An 18,198-nucleotide genomic window follows, 5' to 3' on the forward strand; every position below is an offset into this window, starting at 1 on the left:
CCCTGATTTTCAATAGTAAAACTAGATTATAATTAGTATTCTAAATAAAAAGATGGTACAAGACCCGTATTTATTGGTACAAGATTTAATAAATGAGACATAAGATTGTATCAAAAAAAAAAATTCTTCAAGAAGAAGGATTTTTTTTACCAACTATAAACGCTGTATTATTTTAATATCGTAAACTTACTTACAAAGTCTTTATACTTTTCACTAAGTATTACAGTATGGTTTCCTTTTAAAATCACCACATTATCGCTCAGAATAATTTCAACAATTTTATCTGAGTTTACAATATAATTTCGATGTGTTCTAATAAATTTTACCGGATCTAGAATTTCTAAAATCTTAATGAGCGACATTAGAATTAGAAACTTTTCTTTCTCGGTAATAATATTGCAATATCGATCTTCAACTTCTATGTAAGAAATATCATCTGTACGCACTTTTTTGAGTGCTTTGTTTTTTTTTATAAAAAGATATTTATCACTAATGATTGCATTCTGATTTTTACCTGTTAAAATACTTGGCTGATGATAAAATTTTTCGACTGCCATTTCAAGTGAATACAACAGTTCTAATTCGTTAAAGGGTTTTAATAAAAAACTAAAAGGACGAGTCAGTTTTGCGCGATCAAAAATTTCACGGTCTTTAGAGCTTGTCAAAAACACAAATGGCTTTAAAGCATTAGGAACAATACTAATCGTTTCGGCAAAAGTAATGCCATCTGGTTTGCCATCTAAATATATATCTATAATAATGATGTCCACAACATTATTATAAAAAAGATCTAAAGCCTGTTTAAATGTCGTAGCAACACCGGCAACATTGTAACCATTTGCAATGAGATATGAAGCAAGTAAACCGCTCTCTTCATTATTGTCTTCAATTACCAGTACATTTATATTATCCATCTTTTTTACTCTTAGGCAATATTATAATGAATTTTGTCCCTTGATTTTCTGCACTCTCAATCTTTAACCTTCCTTCATTTTTGCTAATTAAGTTTTTACAGAGTTGCATTCCCAACCCAGTACCTTTAGTATCATCGGTGCGTTTTTTTGAAAGCAGAAATGATTCTTCTAATATTTCTTTTTGAAGAGAAGGACTTATTCCTATTCCAGAATCTTCAATTATTATGTAGCAAAAATCTTCTTCAATTTCAGTATTTGCACAAAAAGAAATTTTTCCCTTTGGAGGTGTAAATTTGATTGCATTATCTAATAGATTCCTAATAATTATTTTCAACGAATCTAGGTCAGCAAGGATATAAACTTCTTCATCAACGTTATTTTCAAAACTTATTTCTTTATCTAGCAATAACGCTTTAAAGTTGTATTGAACTTGTTCGACAATCGAATGAAGATGCAGAGATTCAATATAAAAATAAGTTTGTGCCGTTTGCAGTATTGCCCAATTGAGTAAATTATCTAATAAATTATAGGCATCATTAGTTATTGCAGTGTTTTTTGTGAGCAAAACGTCTAACTCTGAAAAATTTCTGTTTTCAAGGTTTTCTGATAATTTAGAATTACTTCTTTTCAAAGCATTAACAGAAGAGCGCAAATCATGGCTTACGATAGAAAAAAGCTTGTCTTTTGTATTGTTTAACTCTTTTAATTCATTTTTCTGAATTAGAATGATTTTATTGCTTCGACTTTTTTCTCTATAAAAATAAATACCTGCGCCAAACAAAAACAGCAGGAATACGGAGACAGTAAGAAACAAATTTCTCTCTGAATTTTTAAGTCTATTTTCGGCTTCAAGAACATCAATCTCTTTTTGTTTTTGCTTTACAGTAAACTTCTTTTCTAAATCTGCTACCGCCCAAACTTTATTTTGATTCCGAAGCGAATCTCTCCATGATTCATATTCTTTGCGATACAATAAAGCTTTTTGAAATTCTTTTCTGTTTTCTTCGACAATTGCCATATTAAGAGTGGCATTCTGTTTCAATTCAAACGATTTGACTTTTGTTGCGAGTTTATAGGCTTTTTCGAAGTAAGGAATTGCTTGGCTGTCTTTAAATTGATTATAATATAAATTAGCAATATCCATATAAGATCCAATAAGCAAAAGAGTATCTTTTTCAAGCTCCTGCAATTCTGAGGCTTTAAACAAATAAGCTTCAGCTTTGTCAAATTGGTCAATATGCAAATAACACAATCCTATATTATGAATAGCAGTGCTTTTTTTAAAATTGCAATTATCATTTTCGGATTTTTCAGCAGAATGAAAATAATATAAAGCATCTTTAAATTTATTTTGTTCCAAAGCAATTTCACCTAGATTGATTTGAATCTTGCAATAGAATGTAAACTTTCTAGAGACTTTCTTAAAATCTTTTACGGCCTCAGGAAAAAGTTTTTTTTCTCTAAAACCGAATCCCCTAAAATAATAACAGTAATCTTTTAGTGCCAAATTCCTATTACTTTCAAGTTGTCTCCCAGAATAAACTAACGTTGAATCCCAGTTCTTTTTTGTAAAATAATATTGCGCCTTATAAAAATTGATATCGTCCTTATATTCTTGTGCTTTTAATTTTATTTCTTGGTACAAGAAATCATTCTGAATGAATTTTTCTTGAGAATAAAGATTAAATATGGAAGAAGATAGTAGGAAAAAAATAAATAGTAGACTTTTTAGCATTGCCTTTTTTTAGGTGATCAAAAAAACACTAATCACAAACAATTATATTATTTTGATTGTTTGTGATTGTAGCGATCAAAATTACAGAACCAAATTATCCTCCTGATTGTACGGTTGTTACAGTACCTCTAGAGGTAACGGGATCTACATCCCATAAAAAGGTTTGAATTGTTTTTATCTGAGACATTTGATCCTGAAAAGGAAACGATTTTGCATCAAAGGTAACTTCATACACTAAAAAATCTTTAGAAACTTTTTCAGACATGTCATACGATACAAAAAATTGGAGCTGTGGAAATCCTTCAATATTTGTATACCAGTTTTGGTAAATTTTAAGGTCTATCGCTTCATTCTCTAGAGGTGCTACAAAAATAACGGCTGTTATTGTCATTGTACCATTATTGTATAAAGCTTCTACAAGAGGGGATAAAAGAGATTTTGATTTGCTTTCGGGAAAATTAATTGATCCTCTCGATTTTTTTATCACCTCGGTAATTCTTTCTCCGGGAGGCTTAACTGTCTTTCGGTTCAATTGGTCGTTGTTTTTTTCCATAATACTATTAATTAATTATACTTATCTAGTTTGCTTTTGGTTGACAAAAAAATCACTTCAATAAAACTGCGTAATCAAAAAAAATATAGAAAACTATTACAAATCAAATATAGTAAAGATTTTCTTAAGAATTTGTTTTCACAGATTGCAAATTCACAAAAACAAAAAGCCTCATTATCATAGATAATGAGGCTTTTAAAAAATATTTACAATTTATATAATTACTTTTTTTTATTCAAAAACTCGTAATATAAAGCTTTTGACAAAAATGTAGAATTTTGGTAAAAATCAATCAATTCTTCTCGTTGCATTTCAGTTTTGCCTCCATCTAAATGATTCGTTTGAAAATATGCTCGACGCGCATCATCATTAAAATTCAAACTACTTAAAAAAGTAGGTGTCACTCCTTTATTTACTGAGATATTATAATTGGTTATTAAATTTCCCCAGTTTATATAACTGCATAAAAGTACGGTTCCGTAAAAATACCAAACCATTTGATTGACCAAATAAGCGTTTGTTTTCTGTTTTGAAATTTTCAAAAAGGTATAAACCAAACCAATAATTGCCAAAATAAGAAAAGCGTAAACTCCAAGACGTTTATATGTTAAACCAAAAAATGAAACGTATTCTGAATTTTTAATAATCGTACTTACAATCAAAATTCCGTTTAGAAAAATCCAGATTTTAGCCAATGTTTTAAGAAGTGTTGCTTTTTTATCAAAATTGAATCCGCCTTTAAAATAAAACATAATTACACCAACTGCCATTAGAATGGAAAGAATAACAGAATTTACTCTTTCATGTGTATCTGCACTCAATTTAGAAGCTTGCGCTGTCACTACTTCAAAAAACTGCTCGTAATTATACGTTACAATAAAAACCAAAAGCATCAAATTCAACAACAACAAAGTAATTACGCCACTTTTTCTCTCGAAATCCAAATCCAAAAATGAAAATGTATTTTGATTTTTTACTTCTGCAATATTTTTAAATTCATTGTCAAGAAGTTCATTTTTTTCGTAACAAACTTCAGGAACCCAATAATTCCAGAAACTGAAAGAAATATAAAATCCAGCGATACTCAACAGTAAAAATTGCGGCACATCAATATCTAATTGATAATCGGTAAAAAGAGAAGAAAAATGCTCGCTCCCGAAAGAATACACAACAAAAAACAATCCTAGAAAAATAGCCGGAATTAAAACAAAAGCAACCAACTTTTTAGCAAAATTATTATGGATTTGCTTTTCTGGAAGCCACTGTTTAAAAATCCAAATGCGTCCTAAAGAAGTTATTCCGTTTAAGATTACCAACGGAAAAATCTGAATCATTTTTAGTTTGTTATCCTGCGTTTTGAACTGCAAAAACAAAATCGAAATTGCCATTGCAAAAAATGAAGCCGCATCGCCATACCATCCAAACGCCAAACAGGACAAAACCGAAGTTATAACTAACAACAAATGTGTCCTTTCAGTGAATTTATCTTGAAAGAAATAACAAATAAAACCCGTTAACACAAGTCCAAAAATAGACCAGTTAAGTCCTGGATCTTCTCTATAAAAAAGCAGTAGGAAAATAAAACTGCAAACAAAAATAATGTGGTGTTTTTTCATGGTTATTTAATTTAAAAGTACTTTGTATTTCAAAGTTATTAGACAAAAAAATATAGTTATTAAGATTTCATTAATTTTTCGAGGTAAGAAAGATGTTCTTTAAAAGCCGCTCGCCCTAAAGCTGTTACTTGATAGGATGTTTTCGGTTTTTTGCCAACAAATTCTTTTTTAACTTCAATATATTCTGATTTTTCAAGCGCTGATGCATGACTTGCTAAATTACCATCGGTGATATTCAAAAGGGTTTTCATCTCGGTAAAATCTACCCAGTCGTTCACCATCAGAACGGACATAATACCCAGTCTGACACGGCTTTCAAAATCTTTATTTAGTTTATCAATAATTCCCATTGGGTTATTTGTATTTTTTGAACGCCACTAATCCGTATATAATATGCAGAATTCCGAATCCGATGATCCAAAATATCAAACCATATCCTATATAAAAAAGCGAAATACCTCCTAAAATAAGCTCTAAATAGCCTAAATATTTAATATCTGAAAAAGTATATTTTTCTGCATTTACAACTGCAAGTCCGTAAAAAATCAATGTTGATGGCGCTACTAAACCAAAGTTTCCATGATAGATTAATGCCAAACAAAATATCCCTCCTGAAACAAGAGGTATAGCCAAATTAAACAACATATTTTTTGTTGCCGATGTCCAAATCGGCAAATCGTATTTTTTGCTTTTTCTGATCGTGAAAAAGGCTCCAAATACAATAGCGCATACTAAAATTACAATTCCAGTGAAAAACAAATGGGAAACCAAATTACCTGTCAACAAAATATGCTCATCAGTTAAATAGTCGATTCCATTTATTTTAAATAATTGGTACACATACAATCCGCCAATCAAAGCCGAAAGCCCCGCAAAGACTCCCGAAAGTCCGCTTAATGATATAAATCGTGAAGAACGCTCCATCATGGAACGAATATGTGCTAAATCTTCTTGGTGTTTCTGATTCATAATAAAAGTACTTTGCGTTACAAAGTTATTATTTATTTTGAATTGACAAATAAAAAAATGAAAAAAAATTAGAGCCGTCCTTCTGGGGTTGTCTTAAAATACTTTTACAAAAAGAAATCCTCTTATGTATACGATTGCGTGAGGGATAGGAATAAGCTACCGAAGTAGCATGTATAGCCCGACCGTGTTTTGCGAATGGCGCGCATAAGCGTAAAGATTGGTGCGCCATTTGCAAAACACGGTCACGCCCAGATTATAAAACGAAAAAGCCTATTCTTAACGAACAGGCTTTATAGTAATATTTTAGGCAATTATTATTTATTTCTTGCGCTTCTCATTTTGCGAGCTAAAAGTGTATTTTTAAGCAACATTGCAATTGTCATTGGTCCTACCCCGCCCGGAACTGGCGTAATAAATGATGCTTTTTTGCTTACTCCATCAAAATCAACGTCACCTTTGATAACGTATCCTTTTGCGTTTGAAGCATCTTCTACACGTGTAATTCCAACGTCGATAACAGTTACGCCTTCTTTTACCATATCTGCTTTTAAGAATTCCGGAACTCCTAAAGCTGTAATGATGATATCGGCATTTTTAGTGAATTCTGCTAAATCTTTAGTTCGGCTGTGCGTTAAAGTAACTGTAGAATCTCCCGGATTTCCTTTACGGCTCATCAAAATACTCATTGGACGCCCAACGATATGGCTTCTTCCAATAACTACTGTATGTTTTCCTGCAGTTTCCACTTTGTAACGCTCCAATAATTCCATAATTCCGAATGGTGTCGCTGGAATAAAACTTTCCATTTCAAGAGCCATTCTTCCAAAGTTAGTTGGGTGGAATCCGTCTACGTCTTTGTCAGGATCTATTGCTAATAAGATTTTTTGCTCATCGATGTGTTTTGGCAAAGGCAATTGAACGATGTATCCGTCAAGATTATCATCTTCGTTCAATTCTTTAATTTTTGCTAAAAGCTCGTCTTCTGTAATTGTTTCTGGTAAAGAAACTAAAGTTGAATCAAAACCAATTTCTTGGCAAGATTTTACTTTACTTCCTACGTAAGTTAAACTTGCTCCGTTGTTACCCACTAAAACCGCCGCTAAATGAGGTACTTTTCCTCCCGCTGCTTTAATAGATTGAACTTCGGCTGCAATTTCGTTTTTAATGTCGTTAGATGTTTTTTTACCGTCTAGTAGTTGCATTGTTGTTGTTTTGTTTCAGGTTTTAATTTTTGTCCAAAGTTTCAGATTTCAAGTTTGCTTCGCCAATTCGGCTTTTTGCCTCGGGTCAAGTTGAAAAACGAAACTCTTATATATTTAATTAAAAAAGTTTCAAGTTTTGATTTCATAATTTGAAACCTGAAACTTGAAACTTTTAATTTTATTATCTCGGCATTCCTCCTGGCATTCCTTTCATGCCTCCCATCATTTTCATCAGATTTTTTCCGCCTGGACCTTGCATCATCTTCATCATTTTGCTCATTTGGTCAAACTGCTTCATCAACTGATTTACTTGCTCGATTTTTGTTCCTGAACCTTTTGCGATTCTGGCTTTTCTTTTCACATCGATAATGGCTGGTTTGCTTCTTTCTCCTGGCGTCATCGAATAAATAATCGCTTCGATATGCTTGAAAGCGTCGTCTTCAATTTCAACATCTTTCATGGCTTTTGAAGCACCTGGTATCATTCCAACCAAGTCTTTCATGTTACCCATTTTCTTCACTTGTTGAATCTGCGTTAAGAAGTCGTCAAAACCAAATTCGTTTTTAGCGATTTTCTTTTGAAGTTTTCTTGCTTCTTCTTCGTCAAATTGTTCTTGAGCTCTTTCAACAAGAGACACTACGTCTCCCATTCCTAAGATACGCTCAGCCATACGATCTGGGTAGAAAATGTCAATTGCTTCCATTTTCTCTCCAGTACCTACAAATTTGATTGGTTTGTTAACCACAGATTTGATAGAAAGCGCAGCTCCACCACGAGTATCACCATCTAATTTCGTCAAGATAACTCCGTCAAAATTCAAGATATCGTTGAAAGCTTTTGCTGTGTTTACAGCATCTTGTCCTGTCATAGAGTCGACAACGAACAATGTTTCTTGTGGCTGAATTGCTTTGTGTACACGCGCAATTTCGTCCATCATTTCCTGATCTACTGCCAAACGTCCTGCTGTATCGACGATCACAACATTGAATCCGTTTGCTTTGGCATGTTTGATTGCATTTTGAGCAATCTCTACAGGATTTTTATTTTCTGGTTCTGAGTAAACCTCAACACCTATTTGATCTCCCACAACATGCAACTGATTGATCGCCGCCGGACGGTAGATATCACACGCTACAAGTAATGGTTTCTTGTTTTTCTTTGTTTTTAAGAAGTTTGCTAATTTTCCACAGAAAGTCGTTTTACCAGAACCTTGCAAACCTGACATCAAAATCACTGTTGGATTTCCTGAAAGATTCACACCAGCAACATCTCCACCCATTAATTCGGTAAGTTCGTCTTTAACCAACTTCACCAATAATTGTCCTGGTTGAAGTGTTGTTAATACATCCTGACCAATTGCTTTGTCTTTTACTCTAGCAGTAAAATCTTTAGCAATTTTAAAGTTAACATCGGCATCAAGTAACGCACGACGAACTTCTTTTAAAGTATCGGCAACGTTTACTTCTGTAATTTTGCCGTGTCCTTTTAATATATGGAACGCTTTATCTAACTTATCGCTTAAATTATCAAACATATCTTTTTCTTTATTTGAAGTGCAAAGATAATCTAATTAGACATTTCAGGCAATTTTTATTTTTTAAGGTTCAAAGGGACAAAGTTGCTAAGGGACTAAGGTTTTTTGACACGAATTACACTAATTTCTTGAATTGCTTAACGGCTATTTTTCTCTCGCAGATTTTGCGGATTATTCGCAAAATCACAAAAACTTGAAATTTTTGTTTCACGCTCCCGATAGTTATCGGGATAAAAGGATTTAAACAGATTTAAGGAATTTTTATTCTCAATCATAAAATATCTGCGCAATCTGCGAGAGAAAAAACTTCGCGCCTTTGCGCCTTAGTGGCAAACAAAAAAGGCGCAAGAAGAAAAACCTCTGCGCCTTTGTAACTTTGTCTCTTTGTCTCTTTATTTTAAAACTGAAAGTAAATGAACGGTTGCGAACCTGCAATTGCGGTTGCGTAAACAATCCAATAAACAAATCCTAAGATTACTGCTTTTAGCAATAAAGGAGTTTTGTCGAAAACAGATTTCATTCCGTTTGTGAATGTTTCTGGCAAGAAATGCCAAACGTAACCGAACAACATTAATCCGAAAACATTTTTATATCCAATTACAATTGTTTTCCAAAGTTCTGGCTCGAATGTTAATTGGCCGATATTATTAATTACTTGCAAAGCTGTTTCGAAATCTCTTGCTCGGAAGAAAATCCAACAGAAAACCACGAAATGAAATGTGATTATAATTGAAAAGAATCTCCAAAAGAAATTTGGCTTTTTATCTTTTTTCGAAGGAAATAATTCCATGAAAATTTTGTGAACTGCTAAAGCTAATCCATGAAGTGCACCCCAAACGATAAACTGCGCTCCTGCTCCATGCCATAATCCGCCTAGAAGCATTGTAGTAAACAAATTCAGATTGGTTACTAAAGTTTGTTTTCTTTTGCTGGAAAGCAAAAATGACAAACAAAAAAGCAATATCGAAACCGAAGCAACAATCAACGGAATTACACTCGTATTGTAACTTGTGATTCCCCAAAGCAATAACCCGAAGAAGAACAAACTCGGGAATAAATATCCTGCGAATGATCCTTCTCGATTTCCTCCCATCGAAATATACAAGAAATCTTTCAGCCAAGTTGAAAGCGAAATATGCCATCTTCTCCAGAAATCAGTAATCGAAGTTGATTTATAAGGCGTTCTAAAGTTGACTGGCAATTTAAATCCAAGCAATAATGCGATACCAATTGCCATATCTGAATATCCTGAGAAATCACAGTAAATCTGAATTGCATATCCGTAAGAAGCCATCAAGTTTTCAAACGAAGTATAACTCAGTGGCGTATCAAAAACACGGTCAACAAAGTTTACTGAAATATAATTTGAGATTACCGTTTTCTTAATCAATCCACCAATAATCAAAAACAAAGCGTTGTTTACGTCTTGTTGCGTCAAATTTAATTTTTGATAAATCTGAGGCAAGAAATCTTTTGCACGCACGATTGGTCCAGCAACCAACTGCGGGAAAAACGAAACGAAAAATAAATATTCGATGTAATTTTTTGTTGGTTTGATTTCTTCTCTGTAAATCTCGATGATATAACTCATCGACTGGAATGTATAAAACGAAATTCCGACAGGAAGAAAAACATCATGAAGCTGGAAATTACCATGAAACATATCATTGTAAGTCACAATCATGAAGTTCATATATTTAAAATAACCCAATAATCCCAGATTCAGGATTACACTAATTACCAAATACACTTTCTTGACACTGTCTTTTGATGCTCTGAAAATAATCTGGCTCAGCCCATAATCGACCACAGAAGAAAGCAATAAAAGCAAAAAGTAAATACCACTTGACTTATAATAAAAGAAAAGCGAGAAGAGAATCACATAGGTTAATCTCAAATAAAATGTTTTGCGCAAAAAGGCATATACAAAATAAAAAACCAGAAATAATCCTAAGAATAAACCGGTATTAAATAAAAGTTTTTCGTCTGGATTGTAAATAAACCAGCTTTTAACCTGTTCTGTTGTAATTGCACCAAAATTCTGGATGAACCAATTATTAATGCTATCTATTGTTGTCAACTTAATTCTTTGATTTAAAATTATCGTATGCTTTCAAAACTGCCTGCGCAAACAAGTTTCCTTGTTTTTCATATCCTTTTTTAGAATAATGAACCCAATCCGGACCTATTAATCCTTGCGTTTTTAACTTTCTGATTCCGTCCATTCCTCCAAATTCGTCGTACAAATCCCAAACTGCAAAACCATCCGTTTGTGCAATTTCAATGATTTCTTTGGTGTAATCCTTTATATACGTATTTGGTCTTTTTCTAAGCAATGATGGTGGTGGCGTCATCACAATTATCGGAACATTGATATTTTGCGCTTTTATGTTGCTGATAAATTCTCTTAAATGTTTGATGTAATCTCTCGATTCCAGTTTTTCGTAACTTTCATTTGTTCCAAGTGAAAAAACCAACAAATCTGGATGCAATGCATTTAGCTGTTCAAAAAACAAAGGATATTTATTATAATCTGAATACTTTGCTCCATTTACACCAATACTGCTGTAGATCAAACCTGGCGCATCTTTTTCTAAAACAATTCCGTTTAATTCAAATTTTGAAGCCTCGTTATTCGGAAGCAAATAAATTCGGTCTAAAGGTTTTTCAGAATAATAATGGTGTGAAAATGCATCTGCTTGAATATCCAACGGAACAAATGCCGAACTTTTAATTGTTTTTGGTTTCGTTTCGTTAGTCGGAATTTTCAAAGTTCTTCCGGCTCGAATATTATTTGATTTCAAACCATTTGCTTTCTTAATCTCAGTCACCGAAACATTGTATTTATCGGCAATAGTCGAAATTGCTTCTCCTTTTTTAATCTTATGCGTGATTACTTTTCGCTCTGTAGACTGAATAATATTGGTTTGAGATGAAGTGGCCAAATCAAACATATTCTGATTATTTGGCGTAATAATACGAATGGTATTAAACTTATAAGCCAAATCTTTTACTTGCAATTGAACTGCAAAACCGCCTGTTTCTCTCCAAAGTCCAATACCGCAAATTCCAATAGGATTATTTTTTACCGGATAAATATTTCGATAGCTTTCCCACGCACGATTCGAATAAAAACGTTCGTTATACGATCCGTTTGTTTTTGCCAATTGATACGGAAAAACCAAACCGCGACCTCCGTTTCCAAATTGTTGTTGCAATTTTTTTCGTACTTCATTTGTCATCAAATCGCCTTGAATATGAGAATCTCCAATATGAACAATATTGATTTTTTGATTTCCATTGTTTTCGTTTTCTTTCAATTTTTTGAAAACACTTTCTAATACTTGTGCATTATAAATTTGGCCATCAGAAATAGGTTCAATCACTACTGAATCGACTTTATGAATCATATTTTTGGGTATTGTTTGTGAATCTGTTTTTGGCGTCTTTTCGTTCGTTGAGAAAAAAAGACAACAGAAAAAAATAATCAGTTTATTCATTTACGCTATCCTTTATAACAGAAGTGGAATCTGTTCTGGTTTTTCGAGCTGCCCGTTGTTGGCTAGAAACAGCTTCACGTTTTTCACGCAATATTTTATATTCTTCGTAACCTTTATTTAATTGGGTATACAATAAATTCCCGATTGCTTTTGCACCACGCTGATTAAAATGCGTGTAATCTTTATTGGCTCTTGCCGGCGTTTCATCAACCCATTTTACCATCGATCCGTCACCGCCCATTAAGGTATACAAGTTCACAAAACCAGATTCTGTATCCAAAGCATATCTTTTTTGCGATTTCATTAAAGGCACGACAGCTGAATCGGTTTTCATTTCCAAATCATATTTGGTCGATTTATCTGCCGTAGAAACGATTAAAATTGAAACTCCAGGAAATGATTCTTTAATTTTATTCACGGTTTTCGTCATTCCTCTTTCGTACCAAGAATAATTTTTAGTTCCATAATTCAAAACGTTTGTTCCGTAATGCAAAATAATCAAATCGTATTTCAAACGATTATTAAACCCCTGCATCACACTGGCATTAAACATCGAAATTGGCAATCCTGAATTTCCTCTTTGAGAGAAATTATCAACGTGAACACCGCTTCCGTTATCAAAATTGAATCCGTAAATCGGAATAGAATCTGCATTTACAAAATTTGCTTTGAAAGCTTTTACATGTCCCGAACTTACTTTTAAAGTATTAACCAAATTATTTGGAGCAAGATTTTTCTTCAATGTATCCTTTCCGATAATGAAATTCACTTTTCCACTTCTAGATGCTCTTCCATAAAATAAAGTCGGATTATCTAAAGTAGTCGAAAATTTATTGGTTCCAGCTTCATACTGAACCCAAGTTGGATTTGCTATATCATTGGCAAAAAACACATGTCCGTTAACGCCAAAAGGGCTTAAAGGTTTTTTGACATTCAAATACGATTGTGTTTTCCAATTTTTAGAGTAAGTAGATTTCACAGAGCCGCGCGACGCCGCCGATTCTGAAGTAATCGGAACAAAACCAACTCCGTTTCCACCAAAACGTTCCTGATAATTCATCCTTACGTCTTGAACAATCAAATCACCATCAGTCATTGAATCTCCGTAATACGCGATTCTCACATTCGATTCTGGATGTTTTTCTAATTGGTATAATTTTTCATAAAACGAAATCAGATATTGATATCCTTTATAATTATCAAAAGTTTCAGATGGAAATTCAATTCCTTCAACATTTTCATAAACGATTTCTTCTTTTCCTTCTTCATCTTCAATTGCATCGAGACTGTCATTTGTCCCCAATGAATCTTTGGCAACAGCCTCTAAAAGCAAGCTGTCGATCAATACATTTTTTGAATTCATTTTGCTTTCAGAAAAAATCTTATCTGGCAAAATTTGCTTGAACCCAATAAAAGCAACTAATGCTAATGCAACGATGGCAAAAGACTGAAAAAAATATGATTTTGTATTCACTTGTAATTTTAAGTTTTGAGAGAGGAATTACAAAAATTAATTATGCGAAATTTCTGCTAATTCTTTTAAAAAAAATCTGTGCAAAGATAAGATTAAACCTTAATTAATAATTGTTTTTGTCAACAAAGTAAAAAAACAAAAAAGAGACCAGATGAATCTGGCCTCTTTATCAAAAAAAAAATAAAAAAAACAAAGCTAATGATTAACTAACAATTAATGTCGTTACATTATATCTGAGAATGAAAACAATCTTGATGTTCTTTAGATTTTTAGTGTTTTTGGGATTATTTTAGAATAGCGTATTCAAAAACAGAATTTCCTCTAACTCCTGCATCATTTGTCAATGAAAGAAATTTAATTTTATAATAATTTCCAGCAGCATCTTTTACCACATAAAAACGATCTGTTCTGATACTTGGCAAACTAGTTGGTCCACCACCGCTTCTCCAGTTTGAACCAATAACTCTTTGATCTGTTGTTGAAACTGCGAAATTAGTTTCAACTACGTCTGCCTTAGTAAAGTCTGCATAACTTTTTCCAGCAGAAACTAAAACTTGGTAAGCTTGAGTTCCACCTTTTGAATTTGTAGTAATAAAATCTGAATAACCATAAGTTACTTCGATTGGGTTTTTATTAGCATCTTCAGATGGAATATAATTTGTAAATGTTGTGAAATTTAAATCCCATTTTGTTTTTTCTGGTTCTACTGATACAGTGCTTCCTGTAGTTAAACTGAAAAATGAAAAATTATAAGCAGCATCTTTAGAAATCGTTTTTTCTGTAAAAGTTGCAGAAGCTAAATCAGCATATTGAATTTTGTATCCGTTTCCACTTCTTAAAATTCTAACTTTTTTCCATCCTCTAGCTTCTCCATCAACACTAACTGAACCAACAGCAGGTTGTGTCGTAGAAACAGCTAATCCTAAATTTACCAAGTACACTTTATTGTCAGCATCTGTAGCTGAGATTTCAGCAATTGCAGTTCCAATTCCAGCACCAGCACCAGCTAAAACACCAGTAGGATTGTCAACAAATCCATTATTAGAAAGTGTTGTTCCACCTCCAACTGCAACATTTGCATCGATTACCTGCGTTAAAGTAATATCAGAAGTAGCTAATTTTTTAACAGCCATTTTAACAGAACCATTAATAATTACTCTAAAATCTGAACCAGAAGAGAATCCAAAATCCCAAGCCGTTCTACTTACTGATTTAGAATCTGCAGCACTTAAGTCAAGATAAACTTGATTTGGCTGATTAGCTCCGCCAATAGCAGGCTTTAAAGTTGCTCCAACTGTTGGGATCTCAACTGGAGTATCGTCGTCACTTGAACAAGCAGCAAGTGATAAAAGTGCGATTGATAAAAATAATAACTTTTTCATAGTATTTCTGTTTATATATTAAAGATTAAGGTTATATGCTAATTTTATAAAATAAGAACGCCCGTAAGCAAGCATTACTTCGCCTGGCCCCGCATGTCCGGCAGCGCTACCCGTTCCCGTTTGTGTTACATTGGTCACATCAAGAACATTTCTTGCTCCCACTGTCACTTCAAAGTGATCTTTGAAGAAATTTTGTCGAACCGTAACGTCTAGCCAATTACTTGGAGCTATTTCAGATAAAATATAAGAAGAGGTTCCTTCTACAAATTGCTGTGTTCTTCCATTATATTTATAGTATCCGGAAATAATTGTTTTCCATTTTGGAACTGTATAAGAGAAACTCGTATTTAAATTGAAAGAGTAAAGAAATCGATCATCAGAAGTAAATACTTGATTGTTTATTTCTTGTGAAACGCCAATTAATGCTGCTCCAAAATTGAAGGTAAAATTGTCTTTTCTCAATTGGTTCATGGTTGAGAAATTCCACATTCTGTATTTACTGATATTGATGTATTGATATTCTGGATTTCCAGTATCTGGATTAAATCGTACCAAAGCCATTCCGATTCTGTCATTTACGTCCAAATAACTTCCAGCGAAAGTGTTTGAAAGTTGTAATCCTGATGAAAACATTGTCATTTTCTTAAGACTTGTTTCATATGAAGTACTCGTTTCAGGAATCAAATTTTCATTTCCTGTAAAAAAGTGTCCATCAAAAATTTGTTTTGAGTATAATTCGTCAAAAGTTGGTGTTCTAAATGAATTACCATAAGAACCACGAAGTTCGATTCCTTTTTCAAACAAGTATCTTAAACCAAGTGAAGAAGCATATTGATTTTTAAATTGAGATTGCGCGGAAAATCGGATTCCGGGACGGATCGAAAATTTGTGCGTTGCCATAATCTCCGAAGAAGCAAAAAAATCGTAGTTTTCAAGTGTTTTTCGAACCGGACTAAAAATATTGTTTGCCTCCTGAACTAATGCATAACCCTTATTGTTCACAAACTCATAACCTAATTGGAGATCAATTGTTTTATCAGAAAAAAAGTTGTTTAAAGTTCCCGTCGAATAAAGCACTTCCATCGACTGATCTTTTACAGTCGTATTATTTGCTTCTGTTTTGCTTCCTAAATAGTATCTAAAACTTTCAACATCACGTTCTTGTTTTTGATGAGAAAGCGAAACATTATAATTTAATTGAGAAAACAATCTTCCTGTTGCATTCAGATTATGAAAAAATCGATCTGTAAAATATCTTTTGTCATCTGCATAACGATATGAGCCTAAAGTGCTGTTATATCCAGATTGCACTGTACTATTATAGTAATCAACATTTTCGTCTAAAAATTCGAATTTATAGTAAAAGCGAAAACTGTCCTTTTGATATGCAATAGTCGCTGTTCCATTTAACTGATCTTTTGGAAGCCATCTATAGCCTCGAGTTCCATCATTTTCGGCATAGTTAACTCCTCTTTTATCATCTAAATATCCTTGAAAATCATTACGATTTATTCCAGCCGAAACAAACCAATGTTTATTAAAAGTATGAGAAACCCTTAAAGACTGAATATGACGTCCTTCATCAAAAAGCGAATATTCATTATTAACCGTTTCTTCTTGAACTGAAGCATTAATTCCCCATTTATATTTTGAAGATTTTTTTGTGATGATGTTCAAAACACCACTTACGGCATTGGCTCCATAACTAACGCCCATCGAACCTTCAACAATTTCAACATGATCAACATCATTAAGATTGATTTGCGATAAGTCGATATTATTTCCTAAACCAGCTTCATTTACTAGAGGTACATTATCCACTAAAATCTTAAAATATTGCGCATCAAGACCAAATAATGAAACCGTTGAGCGTCCGCTTGTCCCGCTTGGAGTTACTGTAATATTTAAGTATTGATTTAAAATGTCAGCCAAATTATTCGCCGCCAAATTTTGAATGTCCTTATTTGAAATCACACGAACATTAAAAACCGATTTTTTAATTGACTGTGGTTCAAATTGTCCCGTTACAACAACCTCAGAAAGTTTTTCCTGAGAGGCAATACTATCTTTCTGCTGAGCAAAAGAATATGTACAAAAAAGAAATCCAGCAAAAAGGGTAATTTTAATTTTCATTATTTTTATTCAGTCTTAATAATGGCGCAAATATATAAACTATTTTTATTTGTTCTAAATAAATTATATATATTTGCAAAAAATTTTAAAACAAAACAATAAGTTATGATTACAAAAAGCCTCTATTTATCGGCCGTAATGGCTTTGAATTGTGGTCTTGGTTTCGCTCAGGACAAAAAACAACAAGACATTAAATCAATTAAATCGATGTGTGGTTGTTATGAAGTAAAATTCAATTTCACAGAAACTTTTTCGTACCCAAAAGACTCTCTTACTTATAAGCCTTCTGAAACAAAACACGAATCTGCTTTAGAATGGGTTGAATTGTTAGAAGATACTCCAAACAAAATTGTAATGCAGCATTTATTGATTGTGAGCGATGACATGATCATCAAACACTGGAGACAAGACTGGCTTTTTGAAAACACAGACTTATATTCATTTGACAAAGGGACTTCTTGGAAATATAAAAAACTAGATAAAAAAGCCGTTAAGGGACAATGGACTCAAAAAGTATATCAAGTAGATGATAGTCCAAGATATGAAGGTTCATCAACTTGGGTACATGTTGACGGACAGGATTATTGGGCAAACGTTGCTGACGCACCACTTCCTAGAAGAGAGCAAACAAAACGTAACGATTATAATGTTTTAAAAAGAAGAAATATCCACGAAATCACTTCTACAGGATGGAATCATGAGCAAGATAACGACAAATTAGTTCGTGACGACGCTGGAAAAGATGTTCTTTTAGCTCAAGAAAAAGGATTTGATGTTTATACTAAAGTTCCAGATTCTAAATGTGCTGCTGCTCAAAAATGGTGGGCAACAAACAAGATTCTTTGGAAAAATGTTCGTGACAAATGGCAAACTCTTTTTGATAGACATGTAGATTTAAATTTAGAAGCTAAAGTTGACCGCAAAGCGTTGTATTCTCTTTTATTTGATTTAAAACCAGATGCTACAAAAGCAGAATCAGATGCTATTATCGACAAGTTCGTTAAAAAATAAAAATTGTTTAGTTAGTAGGAAAAAAGCCGGAAGTATTAAGACTTCCGGCTTTTTTTATAAATACTTTTTATTAAAAAGGGTTACTAATTCAGCTATTTAAAAGTGACTATTATGAAATATATTCGAATAACTAATCTTTTTAACAAGTCGGAAAATTATTACATTAAATTCAAAC

Annotated in this window: 14 protein-coding genes; 1 reads left to right on the plus strand and 13 read right to left on the minus strand. The window is 32.9% G+C overall.

The window, feature by feature from the left end:
• Positions 1-167 precede the first annotated feature (167 nt).
• The 13 genes from AAYQ19_RS14450 to AAYQ19_RS14510 form a co-directional block, all read right to left on the minus strand.
• Positions 168-914, minus strand: coding sequence for a LytR/AlgR family response regulator transcription factor (locus AAYQ19_RS14450; protein ID WP_343537179.1), 747 nt, complete (start codon positions 912-914; stop codon positions 168-170).
• The gene (locus AAYQ19_RS14455; protein WP_343537181.1) at positions 907-2,649 is read right to left on the minus strand and encodes a tetratricopeptide repeat-containing sensor histidine kinase; all 1,743 of its coding nucleotides are present in this window, start codon (positions 2,647-2,649) and stop codon (positions 907-909) included. The genes AAYQ19_RS14450 and AAYQ19_RS14455 overlap by 8 nt, the downstream gene beginning before the upstream one ends.
• A gap of 94 nt (positions 2,650-2,743) precedes the next feature.
• Complete coding sequence (locus AAYQ19_RS14460; RefSeq protein ID WP_343537183.1) at positions 2,744-3,202, minus strand: hypothetical protein; 459 nt, start codon at positions 3,200-3,202, stop codon at positions 2,744-2,746.
• A gap of 221 nt (positions 3,203-3,423) precedes the next feature.
• Positions 3,424-4,818 (minus strand): DUF4153 domain-containing protein, encoded by a 1,395-nt coding sequence (locus AAYQ19_RS14465; RefSeq protein WP_343537185.1) that lies wholly within the window; start codon positions 4,816-4,818, stop codon positions 3,424-3,426.
• 59 nt (positions 4,819-4,877) lie between these two features.
• The gene (locus AAYQ19_RS14470; RefSeq protein WP_132989222.1) at positions 4,878-5,168 is read right to left on the minus strand and encodes a winged helix-turn-helix domain-containing protein; all 291 of its coding nucleotides are present in this window, start codon (positions 5,166-5,168) and stop codon (positions 4,878-4,880) included.
• A gap of 4 nt (positions 5,169-5,172) precedes the next feature.
• On the minus strand, positions 5,173-5,787 hold the full coding sequence (locus AAYQ19_RS14475; RefSeq protein ID WP_343537186.1) for a hypothetical protein: 615 nt from the start codon (positions 5,785-5,787) through the stop codon (positions 5,173-5,175).
• Positions 5,788-6,101: 314 nt separating this feature from the next.
• On the minus strand, positions 6,102-6,989 hold the full coding sequence (locus AAYQ19_RS14480) for a bifunctional 5,10-methylenetetrahydrofolate dehydrogenase/5,10-methenyltetrahydrofolate cyclohydrolase (RefSeq protein WP_149206271.1): 888 nt from the start codon (positions 6,987-6,989) through the stop codon (positions 6,102-6,104).
• Between the two features lie 181 nt (positions 6,990-7,170).
• On the minus strand, positions 7,171-8,523 hold the full coding sequence (gene ffh, locus AAYQ19_RS14485) for a signal recognition particle protein (protein WP_343537187.1): 1,353 nt from the start codon (positions 8,521-8,523) through the stop codon (positions 7,171-7,173).
• A gap of 397 nt (positions 8,524-8,920) precedes the next feature.
• A complete protein-coding gene (locus tag AAYQ19_RS14490; RefSeq protein ID WP_343537189.1) occupies positions 8,921-10,603 on the minus strand; it encodes an MBOAT family O-acyltransferase in 1,683 nt (560 codons plus the stop codon).
• A gap of 1 nt (position 10,604) precedes the next feature.
• On the minus strand, positions 10,605-11,933 hold the full coding sequence (locus tag AAYQ19_RS14495; RefSeq protein ID WP_343537190.1) for a GDSL-type esterase/lipase family protein: 1,329 nt from the start codon (positions 11,931-11,933) through the stop codon (positions 10,605-10,607).
• Between the two features lie 82 nt (positions 11,934-12,015).
• Positions 12,016-13,497, minus strand: coding sequence for an SGNH/GDSL hydrolase family protein (locus AAYQ19_RS14500; RefSeq protein WP_343537192.1), 1,482 nt, complete (start codon positions 13,495-13,497; stop codon positions 12,016-12,018).
• 284 nt (positions 13,498-13,781) lie between these two features.
• Complete coding sequence (locus AAYQ19_RS14505) at positions 13,782-14,879, minus strand: HmuY family protein (protein WP_343537193.1); 1,098 nt, start codon at positions 14,877-14,879, stop codon at positions 13,782-13,784.
• 18 nt (positions 14,880-14,897) lie between these two features.
• Positions 14,898-17,012, minus strand: coding sequence for a TonB-dependent receptor plug domain-containing protein (locus tag AAYQ19_RS14510; RefSeq protein WP_343537195.1), 2,115 nt, complete (start codon positions 17,010-17,012; stop codon positions 14,898-14,900).
• 105 nt (positions 17,013-17,117) lie between these two features.
• Between AAYQ19_RS14510 and AAYQ19_RS14515 the strand changes: the two genes are divergently transcribed.
• The gene (locus AAYQ19_RS14515; protein ID WP_343537196.1) at positions 17,118-18,023 is read left to right on the plus strand and encodes a DUF6607 family protein; all 906 of its coding nucleotides are present in this window, start codon (positions 17,118-17,120) and stop codon (positions 18,021-18,023) included.
• The last annotated feature ends 175 nt before the right edge of the window (positions 18,024-18,198 follow it).

The organism is Flavobacterium mesophilum, assembly GCF_039581405.1.
Lineage (GTDB): Bacteria > Bacteroidota > Bacteroidia > Flavobacteriales > Flavobacteriaceae > Flavobacterium.

Coding starts and splice junctions, on each gene's coding strand:
- AAYQ19_RS14465 (WP_343537185.1), bottom strand. CDS start 4,818: ATGAAAAAACACCACATTATTTTTGTTTGCAGTTTTATTTTCCTACTG.
- AAYQ19_RS14475 (WP_343537186.1), bottom strand. CDS start 5,787: ATGAATCAGAAACACCAAGAAGATTTAGCACATATTCGTTCCATGATG.
- AAYQ19_RS14450 (WP_343537179.1), bottom strand. CDS start 914: ATGGATAATATAAATGTACTGGTAATTGAAGACAATAATGAAGAGAGC.
- AAYQ19_RS14495 (WP_343537190.1), bottom strand. CDS start 11,933: ATGATTCATAAAGTCGATTCAGTAGTGATTGAACCTATTTCTGATGGC.
- AAYQ19_RS14505 (WP_343537193.1), bottom strand. CDS start 14,879: ATGAAAAAGTTATTATTTTTATCAATCGCACTTTTATCACTTGCTGCT.
- AAYQ19_RS14470 (WP_132989222.1), bottom strand. CDS start 5,168: ATGGGAATTATTGATAAACTAAATAAAGATTTTGAAAGCCGTGTCAGA.
- AAYQ19_RS14515 (WP_343537196.1), top strand. CDS start 17,118: ATGATTACAAAAAGCCTCTATTTATCGGCCGTAATGGCTTTGAATTGT.
- ffh (WP_343537187.1), bottom strand. CDS start 8,523: ATGTTTGATAATTTAAGCGATAAGTTAGATAAAGCGTTCCATATATTA.
- AAYQ19_RS14455 (WP_343537181.1), bottom strand. CDS start 2,649: ATGCTAAAAAGTCTACTATTTATTTTTTTCCTACTATCTTCTTCCATA.
- AAYQ19_RS14460 (WP_343537183.1), bottom strand. CDS start 3,202: ATGGAAAAAAACAACGACCAATTGAACCGAAAGACAGTTAAGCCTCCC.
- AAYQ19_RS14510 (WP_343537195.1), bottom strand. CDS start 17,012: ATGAAAATTAAAATTACCCTTTTTGCTGGATTTCTTTTTTGTACATAT.
- AAYQ19_RS14480 (WP_149206271.1), bottom strand. CDS start 6,989: ATGCAACTACTAGACGGTAAAAAAACATCTAACGACATTAAAAACGAA.